The sequence below is a fragment of the Aequorivita sp. KMM 9714 genome (genome assembly GCF_011065475.1).
Classification (GTDB): Bacteria; Bacteroidota; Bacteroidia; order Flavobacteriales; family Flavobacteriaceae; genus Aequorivita; species Aequorivita sinensis.
Genome location: NZ_JAAGRO010000004.1, coordinates 177,549 through 193,633 on the forward strand (window position 1 = coordinate 177,549; position 16,085 = coordinate 193,633).

The following is a 16,085-nucleotide window of genomic DNA, read 5'->3' on the forward strand; positions in this document are numbered from 1 at the left end:
ATAAGTGAAGATACTTGACAGGTACATACTAGTAACATTTTTGAAGACGTTTATAAGCGTCTTCATTATTTTAATGTTCATTTTTGTACTACAAACCATTTGGCTCTACATTTCCGAACTTGCAGGTAAAGACCTTGACTTTTGGATTGTAATGAAGTTCCTTTGGTTCGTATCTCCACGATTAATACCCTTAGTTCTTCCGCTAACTGTTTTGGTAACCTCTTTAATGGTTTTTGGAAGTTTTGCTGAAAAGTATGAGTTTGCTGCGATGAAATCTACTGGAATTTCTCTACAGCGAGCTATGGGAAGTGTGATAGGTTTTATAGGAATCCTTGCAATTACTGCATTTTTCTTCGCTAATAATGTTATTCCATATTCTGAATATAAATGGCAAAATCTAAGACGAAATATTTCTCAGTTTAAACCTTCTATGGTTATTGCTGAAGGACAATTTAGTCAGATTGGAGATTTATTTAACATAAAGGTGGAAAAGAAAACTGGTGACCGTGGCCAGTTTTTAGAAGATGTTGTAATTCATAAGAAAAATGAAGATAGACCTACGGGTAATTTTACTGTTATTATTGCAAATAAGGGTGAGTTAGCAAGTGAAGAAGGTAGTAACACACTTTCCTTAATACTGAAAGAAGGAAACTATTACGAAGAAATTCAATCAAAAAAACCTGCTACCAAAAAAAGAGAACCTTTTGCTAAAAGCTACTTTGAAGAATACTCAATAAATATTGACCTTACCGAGTTAAATGAAAAAGATATTGATAAGGACAATAATATCGACAACCAGAATATGTACAACAGTAGCGAATTAAGAGTTGAAATAGATTCGCTTTCTAAAAGTTATTCAAAAGATATTGAATCGTACACCAAAAATATGTACTACCGCAGTGGAATTGAAAAATTCAATGATATTAAGGTTGACGACTCTTCTGTACCTCCTGCCATTAATAGCATATTAGAAATTTACAATCCTACTCATCAACATCAAATTATAAAATTAGCATTAAACAATGCCAAAGGTACTGTTCAAGCTATAGATGCTAAGAAGGTTGAATTCAGAAACAAAACAAAGCGACTTAATAAAACTGAAATAGCCTTACACGAAAAATATGTGTTAGGATTCGCTTGCATCATTCTCTTTTTTGTAGGGGCTCCGCTTGGTGCTATTATCCGAAAAGGTGGAATGGGACTGCCGATGGTAGTAGCTATTCTACTGTTTTTAACCTATCATTTTATAGGTATTTTTGCTAAAAATAGTGCCGAAGATGGAACCATGCACCCATTTATTGCTACTTGGTTAAGTACCGCAATTATGTTCCCATTAAGCATTTGGCTAACCTATAGAGCCACTACCGATCAAGGGATATTCGACTTCGATTCATTCATCCAACGAATTGGACGTTTGTTCAATTTTATTAAGAAAAAGAAGTAGATTTTTTACAAATTCCATTAGGATTCACATCATTTTTAATCCTAATAAAGAATACCTCATTCTCATGTTTATTTATGGGCGTTTCCATTATCTTTGCACTCACAATTTTAAGCTATGATTTCTACAAATAAAGAAAATTCAATTCAACTCAACACTATAGAAGAAGCCATTGAGGATATCCGCAATGGTAAAATAATAATTGTTGTTGATGATGAGAACAGAGAAAATGAAGGTGATTTTATTGCCGCTGCCGAAATGGTATCGCCAGAAATGATAAATTTTATGGCCACTCACGGTAGAGGGCTTATTTGCGCATCTTTAACTGAAGAAAGATGTAACGAACTTGAATTGAATATGATGGTTGAAAACAACACTGTTTTACATCATACTCAATTTACAGTATCTGTAGATTTAATTGGCCACGGTTGTACTACAGGAATTTCTGTTCACGACAGAGCAAAAACTATCAAAGCTTTAGTAGATGAAAATACTAAGAGTCACGATTTGGGTAGACCAGGGCATATTTTCCCATTGCGCGCTAAAGAAGGTGGTGTATTAAGAAGAACAGGACACACTGAAGCTGCTATAGATTTGGCTAGACTTGCTGGCTTAAAACCTGCAGGGATTTTAGTTGAAATTTTAAATGAAGACGGTACAATGGCAAGACTTCCACAACTTATGGAAGTTGCTAAAAAGTTTGATTTAAAACTTATTTCTATTGAAGATTTAGTGAAGTACCGAATGGAGCACGATTCTTTAATTGAGAAAAAAGAAGATTTTAAAATCAACACTAGGTTTGGAGAATTTAGACTTAGAGCCTACAAACAAACAACAAACGATCAAATACATATTGCACTTACCAAAGGTAACTGGAAAGAAAACGAACCTGTTTTGGTTAGAGTAAATGCTACTTTAGTAAACAGTGATATTCTAGGAACATTAACCAACAATGCAGAGCAAAAATTGGATGACATGTTCAACGTGATTAATAAGGAAGGGAAAGGTGCTATTGTATTTATCAATCAGCAAAGCCAATCTTTAAACCTTTTAAGCCGTTTGAAAGATTTAAAAGAAAAGCAAAAACCAAATGAAGTTGCTAAAGCTCCAAGAATTGAAATGGACAATAAAGATTTCGGAATTGGCGCACAGATTCTTCATGATTTGGGCATTCATAAAATTCGTTTGATTTCAAATAGCGAACAAACTAAACGTGTAGGAATGATTGGTTACGGTTTAGAAATCAAAGAATACGTTTCATACTAAACCTTTCATTTACAAAAAACCAACAAATAGAGCTGTCAACCTATTTTAAAGTTCGATTTCATTAAATTAAATCACTTCAAAATAAAGTTTTCAGAGTAATCAAAACATTTTAAAGGCATTTTGTATTTTAGCCAAAACACCAATTAAAAAATGGATTTAGACTTCAATAAAAACGAAGACCACAATAAATTACTGGTTTCAGATTTAAAAAATAAACTTGCCAAAGTAAAGCTTGGTGGTGGTAAAAAAAGAATAGAAAAACAACACGCCCAAGGCAAGTTGACCGCCCGCGAACGTATTGACTACCTATTAGACCCAAACAGCCCAAGTATTGAAATTGGTGCATTCGTCGGTGATGAAATGTATGAAGAATACGGCGGTGCTCCAAGTGCAGGTGTGGTTGTAAAAATTGGTTATGTAAAGAAAAAACAATGTATAGTTGTTGCCAATGATGCTACTGTAAAGGCTGGAGCTTGGTTCCCTATTACAGCTAAGAAAAACTTACGCGCACAAGAAATTGCAATAGAAAACAGACTTCCTATAATTTATTTAGTGGATAGCGCAGGAGTATTCTTACCAATGCAAGATGAAATTTTCCCAGACAAAGAGCATTTCGGCCGTATATTTAGAAACAATGCAGTAATGAGCAGTATGGGTATTACTCAAATTTCTGCTGTTATGGGAAGTTGCGTTGCTGGTGGTGCTTATCTTCCAATTATGAGCGATGAAGCTTTAATCGTGGATAAAACAGGAAGTATCTTCTTAGCTGGAAGTTATCTTGTAAAGGCTGCAATAGGCGAAAGCATCGATAATGAAACTCTGGGAGGTGCTACTACTCACTGTGAGGTTAGTGGAGTTACAGACTACAAAATGAAGGATGACAAAGAAGCTTTAGACACTATTAAAAATATTATGTCTAAAATTGGTTCTTTTGAAAAAGCTGGTTTTAATCGTGAAAAAGCTGTAAAACCAAAAGAAAATCCTCAAGATATATACGGTATTTTACCTAAGTCTAGAAGTGAGCAATACGATATGCGTGAAATCATTAAACGTCTTGTAGACGATAGTGATTTTCAAGAATACAAAGAAGGCTACGGACAAACTATCTTAACCGGATACGCAAGAATTGACGGCTGGGCAGTAGGTATAGTTGCTAACCAACGAACCTTGGTAAAAACTACAAAAGCTAAAACTAAACCTAGCGAAATGCAGTTTGGTGGAGTTATATATAGTGATAGTGCAGATAAAGCAACTCGTTTTATCGCTAACTGCAACCAAAAGAAAATTCCATTAGTTTTCCTACAGGACGTAACAGGATTTATGGTTGGTAGTAAAAGTGAGCACGGCGGAATTATTAAAGATGGTGCCAAAATGGTTAATGCTGTAAGTAACAGTGTTGTTCCTAAGTTTACCATAGTAATAGGAAATAGTTACGGTGCAGGAAACTACGCTATGTGTGGAAAAGCTTACGACCCTCGATTAATTGTTGCTTGGCCAAGTGCTGAATTAGCAGTAATGAGTGGTAATAGTGCCGCAAAAGTACTTTTACAAATTGAAACCGCTTCACTAAAAAAACAAGGAAAAGAAATTACTGAAGAAGTAGAAAAAGAGCTTTACGATAAAATTAAAGCGCGTTACGACAAGCAAATTTCTCCTTATTACGCAGCTGCGAGATTGTGGACAGATGCTGTAATCGATCCATTAGATACTAGAAAATGGATTTCTATGGGAATTGAAGCAGCAGACCACTCACCTATTACAAAACCATTTAATCTTGGAGTACTTCAAGTGTAAGAATCTGGTTTAACTATAGCAATAAACATTATAAACATACTGGCTCCGATTCGTATAAAATTGAATCGGAGTCTTCTATTTAAATTAATAACAACAAAGTGAGCTTTTATCCTTTGATTTAAAGAATCTTAATAGATAAACTCACACCCAAAACATCCTTGCATTTTGTATATTTGCAACTTAAATTTTTTGAACCTATGAATATCAAGGCACTACAAGCTATTTCACCTATAGACGGTAGATATACCAATCAAACATCTAGTCTTATTCCTTATTTCTCTGAAGAGGCGCTAATTCGTTATCGCGTTCTTATTGAAATTGAATATTTTATCGCGTTAGTAGAATTAGATCTACCGCAACTTAAAGATTTTGATAAATCTCTATTTAATGAACTCCGTGCGCTTTATAAAGATTTTTCGGTTGAAGATGCCCTAAAAATTAAGGAGACAGAGAAGGTAACAAACCACGATGTAAAAGCTGTTGAATATTTTATAAAAGAAAAATTTGATAATCTAAACCTTCAAAAATATAAGGAGTTTATTCACTTTGGACTAACCTCTCAAGATATAAATAACACTGCTATTCCGCTTTCTATTAAAGATGCGATTGTAGAGGCCTATACTCCACTTTTAAATGAAGTGTTAGACAAACTCAAAGAACTTGCTAAAGAATGGGCAGATGTGCCTATGCTTGCCCGTACTCACGGACAACCAGCTTCGCCTACTCGCTTAGGAAAAGAACTAGATGTTTTTGTTGTTCGAATTGAAGAGCAGTTTGAAATACTAAAGAATATTAAAAACGCCGCTAAATTTGGTGGTGCTACAGGAAACTACAATGCTCATAAAGTAGCATACCCAAATACAGATTGGCTTTCTTTTGGAAAAAAATTAGTTCAAGATACTCTTGGCCTACACCATTCTTTCCCAACCACTCAAATTGAGCACTACGACCATATGGCTGGGCTATTTGATTGTTTAAAACGAATTAATACGATACTTATCGATTTGGATAGAGATATTTGGACATATGTATCTATGGATTACTTCAAACAAAAAATTAAAAAAGGTGAAGTAGGAAGTAGCGCAATGCCTCATAAAGTAAACCCAATCGATTTTGAAAATAGCGAAGGAAACTTAGGAATTGCAAACGCAATTTTTGAACACCTTTCAGCAAAATTACCTGTTAGTAGACTTCAGCGTGACTTAACCGATAGCACTGTGTTGCGCAATGTTGGTGTTCCTTTAGGACATACTTTTATCGCTTTTAAATCTACACTTAAGGGTCTGAATAAATTATTACTAAACGAACCTAAGTTTAAACAAGACTTAGAAAACAATTGGGCTGTAGTAGCTGAAGCGATTCAAACAATTTTAAGACGTGAAGGGTACCCAAATCCTTATGAAGCATTAAAAGGATTGACACGTACCAACGAACAAATAAATAAAGATTCTATGGCTAACTTTATAGAAACTTTAGATATTCCTGAAAGCGTTAAAGAAGAGATGAGACAAATTACTCCGAGTAACTATACTGGAATTTAATGTTATACTTATAAATGTAAAAAGGCTTCATCACTGTTGCGATGAAGCCTTTTTGTTTTATTAATCTATTGAAAATTAGTCTTTAAATATTTCACTTAAACCACTAAACTTCGAAAAGTCTAAATCATTTTTATCAGCCCCTTTTACAAGTTTAAAAATCTCATCTGGACGCATATCATCCCCTAGAATTCTCAAAACCGCAAATCCACGATTGTCATCGCTTGCAAAAACTATTAATTCATTAATAGCATCTTCTTCTCCCGTAAATTTTATAGTTGCATCCCACTGATCGTTATTAAATCTTGCAAGCTCTTTATATTGGTCTTGGCGAAGAATTTGTTTAACCTCAATACGCTCACTTTCATAATTTATAGAATCTCCACTAGATAAGGGATAAGCTACGATATTTACTTTCTTAATTGTACTTAAAGTCTTTTTCTCTTCATCGGTAAAAGTGTTCTCCTTCCCTTGTAATAAACTTGCTGCAAGATCCATTTTTACAAAATGCTCATCGTCTTGCTTTTCTACAAGGTATTTCTGAAGTGATTTTTCCGAACACGAAACGAGAGTTAAAGCAACTAAAACTATTGATAATGAATATTTAAGATATTTCATATTATTGTTTTTTAGCTTTATCAAGGTCTTTCAACAATTCACTTCCAGGAACTTTTAAATCCTGCGTAAGTTTTGAAATTCTTTTTAAATCGATATTTCCAGTTATACTCATTATTACAGTAGTAGGTTTTCCATCTACGATTCCGTCAAGATTCATAAGAAGTTCGCTAACATAGTTTTCATTTTTTCCTTCTTTGCTATAGAATTTCACATTTGTTCCTTCATCTTTTACACGCATAAGCTCACCTAAGTTTTTTGAGCTGCTTATGTACTTCGCAACAGTTTCATTCATCTTTTTTGCCGTTGCTGGATTTTCGGTAGTATAGATTTTAATATAATCTAAATCGTTAACCATTTTTAAATACGCCTGAGCTTCAGGATCGCTTGAGTCTAAATCCATTTTACTCAATAATTTGAACATATTTTTGGTTACAATTACGGATGTAACATTTTTCTCATCCTCTAAAAAGTCGAATGCGTTTTGAGCTCCCGAAATAAAAGGCGCTATAACTAGTGCTATTAATATTGCTATTTTTTTCATTGTTTATTTATTTAAGATTGTTGTTTCAAATTGTTTATCGTTTATTCAAATACTTTATCTTTTGCATTGCTAAATTGATTTACTAAAGTAAGTCGCTCTGCACCTTTATTAAGATTTTGTGACAGCAGTAACATTGCTTTTTTACTCTCTTCAAAAGCAGCTAAAGCTTCTTTTTCTTCAGGTGTTAACTTATTGGATTGAGAAAAATAAACTCCTCCAACCAAAAAGGATAAAACCAATATTGCTACAGCTATATATTTCCAGTTTGTAAATGCAGCTGTTTCAGGTTTTGGCAAATCAATCTCTTTCTGAAGGCGCTCCTTACGAGCTGCCTCTAAGCCTACAAAAATCGGTTTATATTGAAGCAAATGCGTTGGCACATTTTCATTGAGAAAATAATCTCTAAGAATTTTCTCATCTTCTAAATTTGTTTCACCTTCAAAATAGGCATCAAGTAGCTGTTCTATTTTAGCTAATTCCATAATTATATTTTTTAATCATCAAATTTCTAACCGTTTTTCGAGCTCGGGATAACGCTACCCTAATTGCTGTTTCGTTGCTGTCCAATATCTTCGCTATTTCTGAAAATTCAAGTTCCTCTACATCTCGTAACTGAATAACAATTCGCTGTTGTTCTGGTAGATCTTCAAGAATTTTCAAAACCATTTCTACACCTTCATTTGCTTCTAAATTACGCTCTATATTTCCACTTGTAGGAAAATTGGTGTGCACTAATTTCAAATTTGAAGCTTGTTTCGACTTCAACCTATCTAAACAAAAATTCTTTGTCATCGTCATTGCGAAAGCTTCAACATTGCCATAATTTTTAATGTTTGCCTTTGCTTTCCACAATTTTAAATACACTTCTTGTACAGCATCTTCAGCTTCATCATTAGAAATCAAGATTCTTTTAGCTAAGCGATAGAGCTTATCCTTAAAAGGGGAAACGATTTCTAAAAATTCTACCTGATTCATAATCTAAGCTTAATATTTTGGCGCTCTATTTAAAAGACGAGCCAATTGAATAATTGTTACTTTATTTTAATAATGTATTTTTAAAACACTATATATGCTTAATAAACATCAGTCTTAAATGTTTATTTTTATCGTTACAATATAATTCTTAATTTATTAGTTTTTATAGCACTACGCCTTTAAACCATTTTTATGAAAATAAAACATTTTGCAGCAGTCCTAATGAGTTCGTTTCTTTTAGCTTCCTGCTTTAAAGATATGGATGATACTTTACAAACGGCGACTACGCTAGATATTCAAAATTTTGTGTATCGTGGACTTAATTACTACTATCTCTACAAAGAGGATACACCAGAATTAGAGAATAACGCCTTTGCAAATGATGCTGAGAGAAATAATTTTTTAAAAACATACGACTCTCCTGAATCTTTATTTGCCTATTTAAAATCGTCACAAGATCGTTTCAGTAATCTTTTTGAAGACTACAATGTTATCGAAAATGCATTAAACGGAATTTCCTTAAGTAATGGAATGGAATACGGCTTAGTTTATTATCCCGATGGCAGCAACAATGTATTTGGATATGTACGTTATGTTCTTCCTAATACTGATGCCGAAGACAAGGAGTTAAAAAGAGGAGATATTTTCACAACAATTGATGGGCAACAATTAAACGATAACAACTACCAAGAATTATTATCAAGTGAAAGTTATGCCATTGGCTTAGCAACTTATAATGGAACCGAATTTTTACCAACCGGAGAAACTGTTCAATTAACAAAAAATCAATATACCGAAAACCCAGTATACAAAGCAACAACCTTAGATGTAAATGGTCGCAAAATTGGTTATTTAATGTATAATTCGTTTACAAGGAGTTATGATGTAGAACTTAATAATGCTTTTGGTGAATTTCAAGCAGAAGGAGTTACCGATTTAGTTTTAGACTTACGTTATAACGGCGGTGGTTCTGTAGAAACTGCAACAGATCTGGCTAGTATGATTACAGGTCAATTTAATGGTGAATTGTTTTATCAGGAGTTTTGGAATGAGGACAGACAAGAAGAAAATGCTGAAAATGGCTTATTCGACAACCAAATCAGTAATGGCTCTAGTACTAATAGTTTAAATCTAAATAAGGTGTATATCCTTACAACGAAACGTTCGGCTTCAGCAAGTGAATTGGTTTTAAACGGACTTGATCCATATATTAATACTGTACAAATAGGCGATACGACTACTGGGAAATTCCAAGCTTCGTTTTTACTTTACGACGCTCCGGCGCCAAGCTTTAGTAAACAACTTTCAGACCCTAGTCATACTTATTGCATGCTTCCACTAGTGTTTAAAACTGCAAATAAAAACGGTCATACAGACTTTATTGATGGATTGGCTCCAGATATTTATTTAAAAGAAAATTATTTCAATCTAGGGCAACTTGGTGATATGAACGAACCTTTATTAGCCCAAGCATTGCAAGATATAGCAGGAAGACCTGCGCCACTTAAAAAAAATGAGATTGAATTAAATGAATTTACCGATGGGAAAGTTAGCTCTCCTACTTATGGTAAGATGATTGGAAATTAAAACGATAGAAGTAGTAAAACAAAAAATCCCTCTAAAATATAGAGGGATTTATTTTTTATGTATTTAAATACATTAAACATTTATCTAGTTGGGGGTTCTGCTTGATAAGCGAATCAATCCACAATTTTAATTCCTCAATTTCATAAGGAAGTAAACGGGTTAACGCTTTTTTCAATTCTTTGCAGAACAAATTGACATCAAAACTGACTTTTGCAAGTACAGCTTTGGTATAATCAAACATTGCTCTTGCCATAGCTAATTAAAATTTTATAAATTAGATTAGGTAGAAGTTTAATCAATACGCGAAGGGTTTATTTTTAAATTCAACATAAATATAAGAATTATAAGTCATCTTTAAATATTTCATAGGAGATTAACACTGTTAAAGATTTGTTAAACGAAAATTCACAACGCTAACTCTTTAATGTTGGGGAGTTTAAATCATTTTACTTTTAGCGTCCACTCAAATTCAAATATAGAAACCGTATCTCCTTTCGAGTCTTTTCCTTCAGATTTCATCCAAATAGTTTGACCTTCACCTGTAGCAATCGTTTTTTTGATTGCGTCGTCTATTTTATCACCATCATTACAATGAAACATAATTCTACCCTTTGCTTTCTTGGTGAAAGTAGCTTTATTATTTAGCACTAACATAGAAATCCCTTTATTGCTTTTTTTAATTTTATCCATCACCATTGCACCAGTACTCAACTCGGCAGCTATACCTTGCACAGCCCAAAACATTGAATTAAAAGGATTTTGATTTATCCATCTGTGTTTTACAGAGGTAACACAAGTAGTATCTGTAATCGATTTTACTCGTACACCTGTGAAGTAAGCAGAAGGAAGCTTGAATAATAAAAATGAATTGATTTTACTTGGACTTAGTTTCATCAGAAGAATATTTTACACGAATATATTCATAATTATAGTTTTAAAGTTCAGTAATATTAAAAACAAGTGGTTGGCTTATTAAAAATATCAGGTAGATCTATTTATCGCTATTCATGAATTTAAACTCCTTACTTCAATTATTCTTTTTACGTTACTTCATCTCATCAATATTTGATGAACACCTATAAACACTAACTTCAAGTTAACTAGAGTACCCTCAACCCTCTATTATTCAATAGTCTAACAAGCCTATTTAAACATTTAAAAATCATATTTACCAATGTTAAAGAAATGTTAATTATAGTACTATGCGTAACATACTACTGTCTTTTAAACATATATTTGCATAAGACAATATCAAGCTATGGAAACTACAATAACAGAAAATCAAAAAAATACGAGTGTTTTTATACACTTATCAACATTCTTAAAATACTTTTTCCCTTTTGCGAACTTTATAGCTCCTTTATTAATATGGACTTTTAATAAGGAAAAAGCGTTTATAGATGATCATGGAAAGCAAGCCATCAATTTTCAGTTAAGCACCTTATTATATACTATACTAATTGGATTGTTATGTTTGCCTCTTATTATAATTTTTGCTTCAGATATTATTTCGTTAGCAGAAAGTATCAATCTTAATGACGGAATGTTTTCGATGAACAACATTCAAAATTTATCGGGCTACCTACTATTAATTAGTCTTGTATTAATATTATTTCTGGCATTGTTTGTTTTTGAAATTTACGCAGTAATCAATGCTTCTATTCACGCATCGCGCGGTCAATTATATAAATACCCACTTAATATTCCATTTATAAAAACTAACAGCCAAAAAATAAGTCAAGATGAGCACAATTGTTAATTTTCTTTTGGCTGCTACGATTCAATTTTTGGGAATAAGTACGCCAATACATAAGGAGTATGATAGTGCATTGACTAATCAACAATGCCAAGAACAAACTAGCGCACTCCCCTATTCAATAATCATCAATAACGAACATGAGTTACACAAAACAAATAATTAAGAAATGAAAATCGAAAACACAAAAGCGCAGATGCGAAAAGGGGTTTTGGAGTTTTGTATCCTATCCATCCTAAAGGACGGTGAGGCTTATACTTCAGATATTCTTGAAACCTTAAAAGACGCAAAAATGCTTGTCGTGGAAGGCACAATATATCCGCTGCTCACAAGGCTTAAAAATGCTGGATTACTTGCTTATCGCTGGGAAGAATCTACCGGCGGACCACCACGTAAGTATTATAGCCTTACCGAAAAAGGTAAATTATTTTTAACCGAATTGAACAACACCTGGAGCGAACTGCAACAGGCCGTAACCATAGTAACCAGCGAAAAAAACAAAAAATGAACAAGACAGTAAACATAAATTTGGCAGGCACTTCTTTTTATATAGATGAAGATGCCTTTGAGAAGCTTTCACGCTACCTAGACGCCATTAGAAAGTCGCTAAAAGGTGCTGATGGAAGAGAAGAAATAATGCAGGATATTGAGGCACGTATCGGAGAACTTTTCTTTGAAAAAATTAAAAGTCCAACTCAGGTTATAACTCAGCAAACGCTAGATGAAGTAATTGCCATTATGGGACAGCCAGAAGATTATGAGGTTGACGATGAGATTTTTGAAGATGCAAATTCCGATGCTTCCTATAGCAATACACGCAAACAACTATTCCGTGATATAGACAATAAGTATATATCGGGGGTTTCATCAGGAATAGGTCATTATATAGGAATAGACCCTATATGGATTAGACTGCTTTGGGTTCTCTTGGTGGGTATAGGATTAGGATCTCCAGTATTAGTATATATTTTATTGTGGATATTAGTTCCTGCTGCTGTTACAACTTCTGATAAACTGAAGATGAAAGGCGAGCCGGTAAACATTTCGAACATTGAAAGAAAGTTTAAAGAGGGTTTCGATAATGTTGCAGATCGCGTAAAAAACGTAGATTACGACAAATATGGAAATAAAATAAAAACGGGTACCACAGGTTTTTTCGATTCCTTGGGAAACGTATTCGTCGGTCTTTTTAAAGTATTCGTAAAGTTTATCGGAATTATGATAATCATAGTTTCATTATTCACACTTATCAGCTTAATAATTGGGTTTTTCACCTTCGGGTCTATCGATTATTGGGGGAATAATGAAATAGCCGAATACATTACAATGGTCGACACTACAAATGGATTAATGTGGCTGGTAGCACTATTATCACTACTAGCTATTGGGATACCGTTTTTTGCACTCTTTGTTTTGGGATTAAAGTTGTTGATAAGCAACTTAAAATCTATGAATTCAACAGTTAAAATATTACTTATTGTAGTTTGGGCATTGTCGATAATTGGATTGGCCGTAATCGGCATCAAGCAGGCAACCGAAAAAGCGTATGATGGTAATTTTATTCAAGAGCAAGCCATATTAATTAAAACAAACGATACCTTACAGATATCAATGCGAGCTAATAAAGCTTTCAGTTATGAAGTTAGGCAGGATAGCGATTGGGAATTAAAGTACGACGAGAATGAGAAGCAGATTATCTATTCGACTGATATTTCTTTAAACATTAAAACTTCAAAAGATACAATTGGTAAAATAGTAATCGAAAAGGCTGCAGAAGGCAGTAACCACCTGAATGCAAAAAAGCGAGCTGAAGCCATTTCATATAATTATACTATTGAAAACAACACTTTAATTCTTGATGGTTATTTTACTACAGATACGGCAAATAAATTTCGAGATCAAGAAATTGATATAACTATTTATCTACCTGAAGGAACTGTAATAAATCCAGATGAAACAATTCATTCGTACATAAAATACAATACAGAGTTAAACGAAATAAAAAAATGGAGTAATGATGAACATTATTTCAGAGTATTAAAAGATTCATTTCAATGCTTGGACTGTCATTTAGTTGAAGAATCTAAGAATGCCACCGACTCAACTAAAATCATAAATATTGAAAAAGATTCTGTTTCAGCACCTAAAAAAAGTTGGGAGGAAAAAGTAGAAGAAGATTTTAAAAACTTTTAATTGTTTGATTCAACTTCTATTTCAATTGTAAAAAAACTAAACTAATCAATTATGAAAATATTAAAAATAATTTACCTTTTTGGAATCGCACTGCTTTTAAGCGCTTGTAATTTTAATATTGACATAGGTGAAAAAGGAAATGGAAATATTGTAACAAAAGAACGCAGTGTTTCAGAAAATTTTGAAGAAGTTCGCGGCAGCGCTGGATTAGATGTATATCTTACTCAAGGAAGTGAAAACAAAGTTGTAGTAGAAGCCGATGAAAATCTTCATCAATATATTGAAACCGATATTAAAAATGGAAAACTCCACGTTACCACTTCAGAAAACATCAGAAGTTCTAAAGCTAAAAAAGTATACGTTACTTTTAAAGAATTAAATACTATTGAAGCTAGCAGCGGTGCAGATGTAGTTGGAAATTCTATTATAAAAAGTCAAAACCTCACCTTAAAAAGCAGTAGTGGCGCCGATTTAAAAGTAGAAGTATTTGCACAGGAGGTAAATGCTAAAACTAGTAGCGGATCGGATATGGAAATTTCAGGAAAAGCTTCATTCCTAAACGCCGATGCTTCTAGCGGCAGTGAATTAAACGCAAAAAAACTAGTAGTTATTAACTGTAAAGCTGAAGCATCAAGTGGCGCTGAAGTAATTATTAATGTTCGAGAAAATTTAAAAACGAATGTAAGTAGCGGAGGTGAAATTAACTACCACGGCGACCCAATTTCTATAGAAAGTAATAAAAGTCATTCAGGTAGTGTGAAAAAGATATAAGAATTGAAAAACAGCATATTATAATTAAAAACCTAACATTTTCATAAGAATTTGTTAGGTTTTTAAAATTTAATACAATTTTAAGCGTTCTTTATTCATAAAAACCGAAATTTGTAAAAAATCAATTATGAAAAAGCTCCTTTTAATATTAGCAGTAGTAACGTTATTTTCTTGCAATTCTGATGATGATGCAGGTAACGTAAAAACAGATGAATTTGAAAACATTAGAACCACGCTTCCGCAAGGTAAATGGAAAATAACCAAAATGGTTGATGGCACATCAGATCACACGTCCGATTTTCAAAGTTTTTCATTTACATTTAATGAAGATGGTACAGTAACCGCTAAAAACGATATTTTAACTGAGCCAGGAACTTGGGCTTATCAAAACTCATCTAACAGCGGCGAAGAACTAGTACTTCAATTCAGTGAAATGGAACCTTTTGACGAATTGAATGACGATTGGAATATAGTTTCGGTGAGTAATGTAAAAATAGAACTTTCAGACGTAAGTGGTGGGGATGGTGATACTGAACTCTTAACTTTTACTAAAATTTAAATAGTTCCCAACTTATTATAAATAAAAAATGCCGCAACAATTGCGGCATTTTTATGTTTATATAGTTTGTGAGTTACTCTGCAGTAACTTCAGATTCTGTTTCGATTGTTGCAAGGTAACGTTCTGCATCTAATGCAGCCATACAACCAGTTCCAGCAGCTGTTACTGCTTGGCGATAGTCTTTATCTTGTACATCTCCACTCGCAAAAACTCCAGGGATATTTGTCTTAGTAGTTTTTCCTTTAGTGATGATGTAACCTGTCTCATCCATATCAATTTGTCCTTTAAATATTTCAGTGTTAGGTTTATGTCCTATAGCAATAAACAAACCTGTAATTTCTATATCAGATTTCTCTCCTGTTTGATTATTTACTACTCTTAAGCCCTCAACCACAGAATCTCCTAGTACTTCGTCTACTTCAGTATTATAAAGAACTTCAAGGTTTTTAGTGTTGTTTACTCTGTGTTGCATCGCTTTTGAAGCACGCATATAGTCCTTACGAACAAGCATTGTAACTTTATTACAGATATTAGATAAGTAAGTAGCTTCTTCAGCAGCAGTATCACCAGCTCCTACAATAGCAACGTTTTGCCCCTTGTAGAAAAATCCATCACAAACCGCACAAGCAGATACTCCACCCCCTCGTAATTTTTGTTCACTTGGAAGACCTAAGTATTTAGCTGTAGCCCCAGTTGAAATAATAACTGTTTCTGCTTCTAATTGAATGCTATCATCTACAGTAATTTTATGAATTCCTCCAACTTTATCACTAAACTCTACGTTAGTAACCATTCCTATTCTAACTTCAGTTCCAAAACGCTCAGCTTGTTGTTGTAGCTGCACCATCATAGTAGGTCCATCAATACCTTCAGGATATCCTGGGAAGTTATCAACTTCTGTAGTTGTAGTTAGCTGTCCACCTGGTTCCATCCCAGTGTAAACGACAGGTTTCAAGTCTGCACGTGCAGCATAAATCGCTGCTGTATAACCTGCTGGCCCAGACCCAATGATAAGGCATTTAATTCTTTCAATAGTTTCGCTCATG

Annotated in this window: 17 protein-coding genes; 10 read left to right on the top strand and 7 right to left on the bottom strand. The window is 33.5% G+C overall.

The features are described 5' to 3' along the window. The first annotated feature begins 4 nt into the window (after positions 1 to 4). The 4 genes from G3A46_RS11030 to purB all read left to right on the top strand — a co-directional run bounded on the left by G3A46_RS11030 (position 5) and on the right by purB (position 6,042). A complete protein-coding gene (locus G3A46_RS11030; protein ID WP_139855713.1) occupies positions 5 to 1,444 on the top strand; it encodes an LptF/LptG family permease in 1,440 nt (479 codons plus the stop codon). Between the two features lie 114 nt (positions 1,445 to 1,558). After that, positions 1,559 to 2,707 carry a 3,4-dihydroxy-2-butanone-4-phosphate synthase gene (ribB, locus tag G3A46_RS11035; RefSeq protein WP_165149772.1) on the top strand — a complete coding sequence of 383 codons (1,149 nt, stop codon included), beginning with the start codon at positions 1,559 to 1,561 and terminating at the stop codon, positions 2,705 to 2,707. Between the two features lie 150 nt (positions 2,708 to 2,857). Beyond that, complete coding sequence (locus G3A46_RS11040; protein ID WP_139855715.1) at positions 2,858 to 4,501, top strand: carboxyl transferase domain-containing protein; 1,644 nt, start codon at positions 2,858 to 2,860, stop codon at positions 4,499 to 4,501. 197 nt (positions 4,502 to 4,698) lie between these two features. Then, a complete protein-coding gene (gene purB, locus G3A46_RS11045; RefSeq protein WP_165149774.1) occupies positions 4,699 to 6,042 on the top strand; it encodes an adenylosuccinate lyase in 1,344 nt (447 codons plus the stop codon). Between the two features lie 75 nt (positions 6,043 to 6,117). Here purB and G3A46_RS11050 read toward each other — a convergent pair whose 3' ends face one another. From G3A46_RS11050 to G3A46_RS11065, 4 genes are read right to left on the bottom strand one after another with little or no spacing between them, the layout of a single operon-like run. After that, on the bottom strand, positions 6,118 to 6,657 hold the full coding sequence (locus G3A46_RS11050) for a DUF4252 domain-containing protein (protein WP_165149776.1): 540 nt from the start codon (positions 6,655 to 6,657) through the stop codon (positions 6,118 to 6,120). 1 nt (position 6,658) lies between these two features. After that, a complete protein-coding gene (locus G3A46_RS11055; RefSeq protein WP_165149778.1) occupies positions 6,659 to 7,198 on the bottom strand; it encodes a DUF4252 domain-containing protein in 540 nt (179 codons plus the stop codon). Positions 7,199 to 7,239: 41 nt separating this feature from the next. After that, positions 7,240 to 7,680, bottom strand: a complete 441-nt coding sequence (locus G3A46_RS11060; RefSeq protein ID WP_165149780.1) for a hypothetical protein — start codon at positions 7,678 to 7,680, stop codon at positions 7,240 to 7,242. After that, positions 7,667 to 8,173, bottom strand: coding sequence for a sigma-70 family RNA polymerase sigma factor (locus G3A46_RS11065; RefSeq protein ID WP_165149782.1), 507 nt, complete (start codon positions 8,171 to 8,173; stop codon positions 7,667 to 7,669). The genes G3A46_RS11060 and G3A46_RS11065 overlap by 14 nt, the downstream gene beginning before the upstream one ends. A gap of 192 nt (positions 8,174 to 8,365) precedes the next feature. Between G3A46_RS11065 and G3A46_RS11070 the strand changes: the two genes are divergently transcribed. Then, entirely contained in the window at positions 8,366 to 9,760 is a 1,395-nt protein-coding gene (locus G3A46_RS11070; protein ID WP_165149784.1) for a S41 family peptidase, read from the top strand. A gap of 55 nt (positions 9,761 to 9,815) precedes the next feature. Here the strand turns inward: G3A46_RS11070 and G3A46_RS11075 are convergent, their stop codons facing one another. Both G3A46_RS11075 and G3A46_RS11080 read right to left on the bottom strand, forming a co-directional pair. Continuing rightward, positions 9,816 to 10,013: a hypothetical protein gene (locus tag G3A46_RS11075; RefSeq protein ID WP_165149786.1), complete on the bottom strand. Its 198-nt coding sequence runs from the start codon at positions 10,011 to 10,013 to the stop codon at positions 9,816 to 9,818. A gap of 188 nt (positions 10,014 to 10,201) precedes the next feature. Further along, complete coding sequence (locus G3A46_RS11080; protein ID WP_165149788.1) at positions 10,202 to 10,654, bottom strand: DUF4442 domain-containing protein; 453 nt, start codon at positions 10,652 to 10,654, stop codon at positions 10,202 to 10,204. Between the two features lie 364 nt (positions 10,655 to 11,018). Here G3A46_RS11080 and G3A46_RS11085 point away from each other — a divergent pair, with 364 nt between their 5' ends. The 5 genes from G3A46_RS11085 (at position 11,019) to G3A46_RS11105 (ending at position 15,039) form a co-directional block, all read left to right on the top strand. Continuing rightward, complete coding sequence (locus tag G3A46_RS11085; RefSeq protein WP_165149790.1) at positions 11,019 to 11,519, top strand: DUF4870 domain-containing protein; 501 nt, start codon at positions 11,019 to 11,021, stop codon at positions 11,517 to 11,519. Between the two features lie 166 nt (positions 11,520 to 11,685). After that, complete coding sequence (locus G3A46_RS11090) at positions 11,686 to 12,024, top strand: PadR family transcriptional regulator (RefSeq protein ID WP_139855725.1); 339 nt, start codon at positions 11,686 to 11,688, stop codon at positions 12,022 to 12,024. Then, positions 12,021 to 13,709 (top strand): PspC domain-containing protein, encoded by a 1,689-nt coding sequence (locus G3A46_RS11095; RefSeq protein ID WP_165149792.1) that lies wholly within the window; start codon positions 12,021 to 12,023, stop codon positions 13,707 to 13,709. The genes G3A46_RS11090 and G3A46_RS11095 overlap by 4 nt, the downstream gene beginning before the upstream one ends. 51 nt (positions 13,710 to 13,760) lie before the next feature. After that, positions 13,761 to 14,480: a head GIN domain-containing protein gene (locus G3A46_RS11100; protein WP_165149794.1), complete on the top strand. Its 720-nt coding sequence runs from the start codon at positions 13,761 to 13,763 to the stop codon at positions 14,478 to 14,480. Between the two features lie 127 nt (positions 14,481 to 14,607). Next, positions 14,608 to 15,039 (top strand): hypothetical protein, encoded by a 432-nt coding sequence (locus tag G3A46_RS11105; protein WP_165149796.1) that lies wholly within the window; start codon positions 14,608 to 14,610, stop codon positions 15,037 to 15,039. A gap of 73 nt (positions 15,040 to 15,112) precedes the next feature. Here G3A46_RS11105 and trxB read toward each other — a convergent pair whose 3' ends face one another. Next, positions 15,113 to 16,084, bottom strand: a complete 972-nt coding sequence (gene trxB, locus G3A46_RS11110) for a thioredoxin-disulfide reductase (RefSeq protein WP_165149798.1) — start codon at positions 16,082 to 16,084, stop codon at positions 15,113 to 15,115. Position 16,085 lies beyond the last annotated feature (1 nt).

What these genes read in the sequence shown, in the direction of transcription:
- G3A46_RS11090 (WP_139855725.1), top strand. Translation starts at nt 11,686, where the DNA reads ATGAAAATCGAAAACACAAAAGCGCAGATGCGAAAAGGGGTTTTGGAG.
- G3A46_RS11075 (WP_165149786.1), bottom strand. Translation starts at nt 10,013, where the DNA reads ATGGCAAGAGCAATGTTTGATTATACCAAAGCTGTACTTGCAAAAGTC.
- G3A46_RS11095 (WP_165149792.1), top strand. Translation starts at nt 12,021, where the DNA reads ATGAACAAGACAGTAAACATAAATTTGGCAGGCACTTCTTTTTATATA.
- trxB (WP_165149798.1), bottom strand. Translation starts at nt 16,084, where the DNA reads ATGAGCGAAACTATTGAAAGAATTAAATGCCTTATCATTGGGTCTGGG.
- G3A46_RS11105 (WP_165149796.1), top strand. Translation starts at nt 14,608, where the DNA reads ATGAAAAAGCTCCTTTTAATATTAGCAGTAGTAACGTTATTTTCTTGC.
- purB (WP_165149774.1), top strand. Translation starts at nt 4,699, where the DNA reads ATGAATATCAAGGCACTACAAGCTATTTCACCTATAGACGGTAGATAT.
- G3A46_RS11040 (WP_139855715.1), top strand. Translation starts at nt 2,858, where the DNA reads ATGGATTTAGACTTCAATAAAAACGAAGACCACAATAAATTACTGGTT.
- G3A46_RS11080 (WP_165149788.1), bottom strand. Translation starts at nt 10,654, where the DNA reads ATGAAACTAAGTCCAAGTAAAATCAATTCATTTTTATTATTCAAGCTT.
- G3A46_RS11065 (WP_165149782.1), bottom strand. Translation starts at nt 8,173, where the DNA reads ATGAATCAGGTAGAATTTTTAGAAATCGTTTCCCCTTTTAAGGATAAG.
- G3A46_RS11085 (WP_165149790.1), top strand. Translation starts at nt 11,019, where the DNA reads ATGGAAACTACAATAACAGAAAATCAAAAAAATACGAGTGTTTTTATA.
- ribB (WP_165149772.1), top strand. Translation starts at nt 1,559, where the DNA reads ATGATTTCTACAAATAAAGAAAATTCAATTCAACTCAACACTATAGAA.
- G3A46_RS11060 (WP_165149780.1), bottom strand. Translation starts at nt 7,680, where the DNA reads ATGGAATTAGCTAAAATAGAACAGCTACTTGATGCCTATTTTGAAGGT.
- G3A46_RS11055 (WP_165149778.1), bottom strand. Translation starts at nt 7,198, where the DNA reads ATGAAAAAAATAGCAATATTAATAGCACTAGTTATAGCGCCTTTTATT.
- G3A46_RS11100 (WP_165149794.1), top strand. Translation starts at nt 13,761, where the DNA reads ATGAAAATATTAAAAATAATTTACCTTTTTGGAATCGCACTGCTTTTA.
- G3A46_RS11070 (WP_165149784.1), top strand. Translation starts at nt 8,366, where the DNA reads ATGAAAATAAAACATTTTGCAGCAGTCCTAATGAGTTCGTTTCTTTTA.
- G3A46_RS11050 (WP_165149776.1), bottom strand. Translation starts at nt 6,657, where the DNA reads ATGAAATATCTTAAATATTCATTATCAATAGTTTTAGTTGCTTTAACT.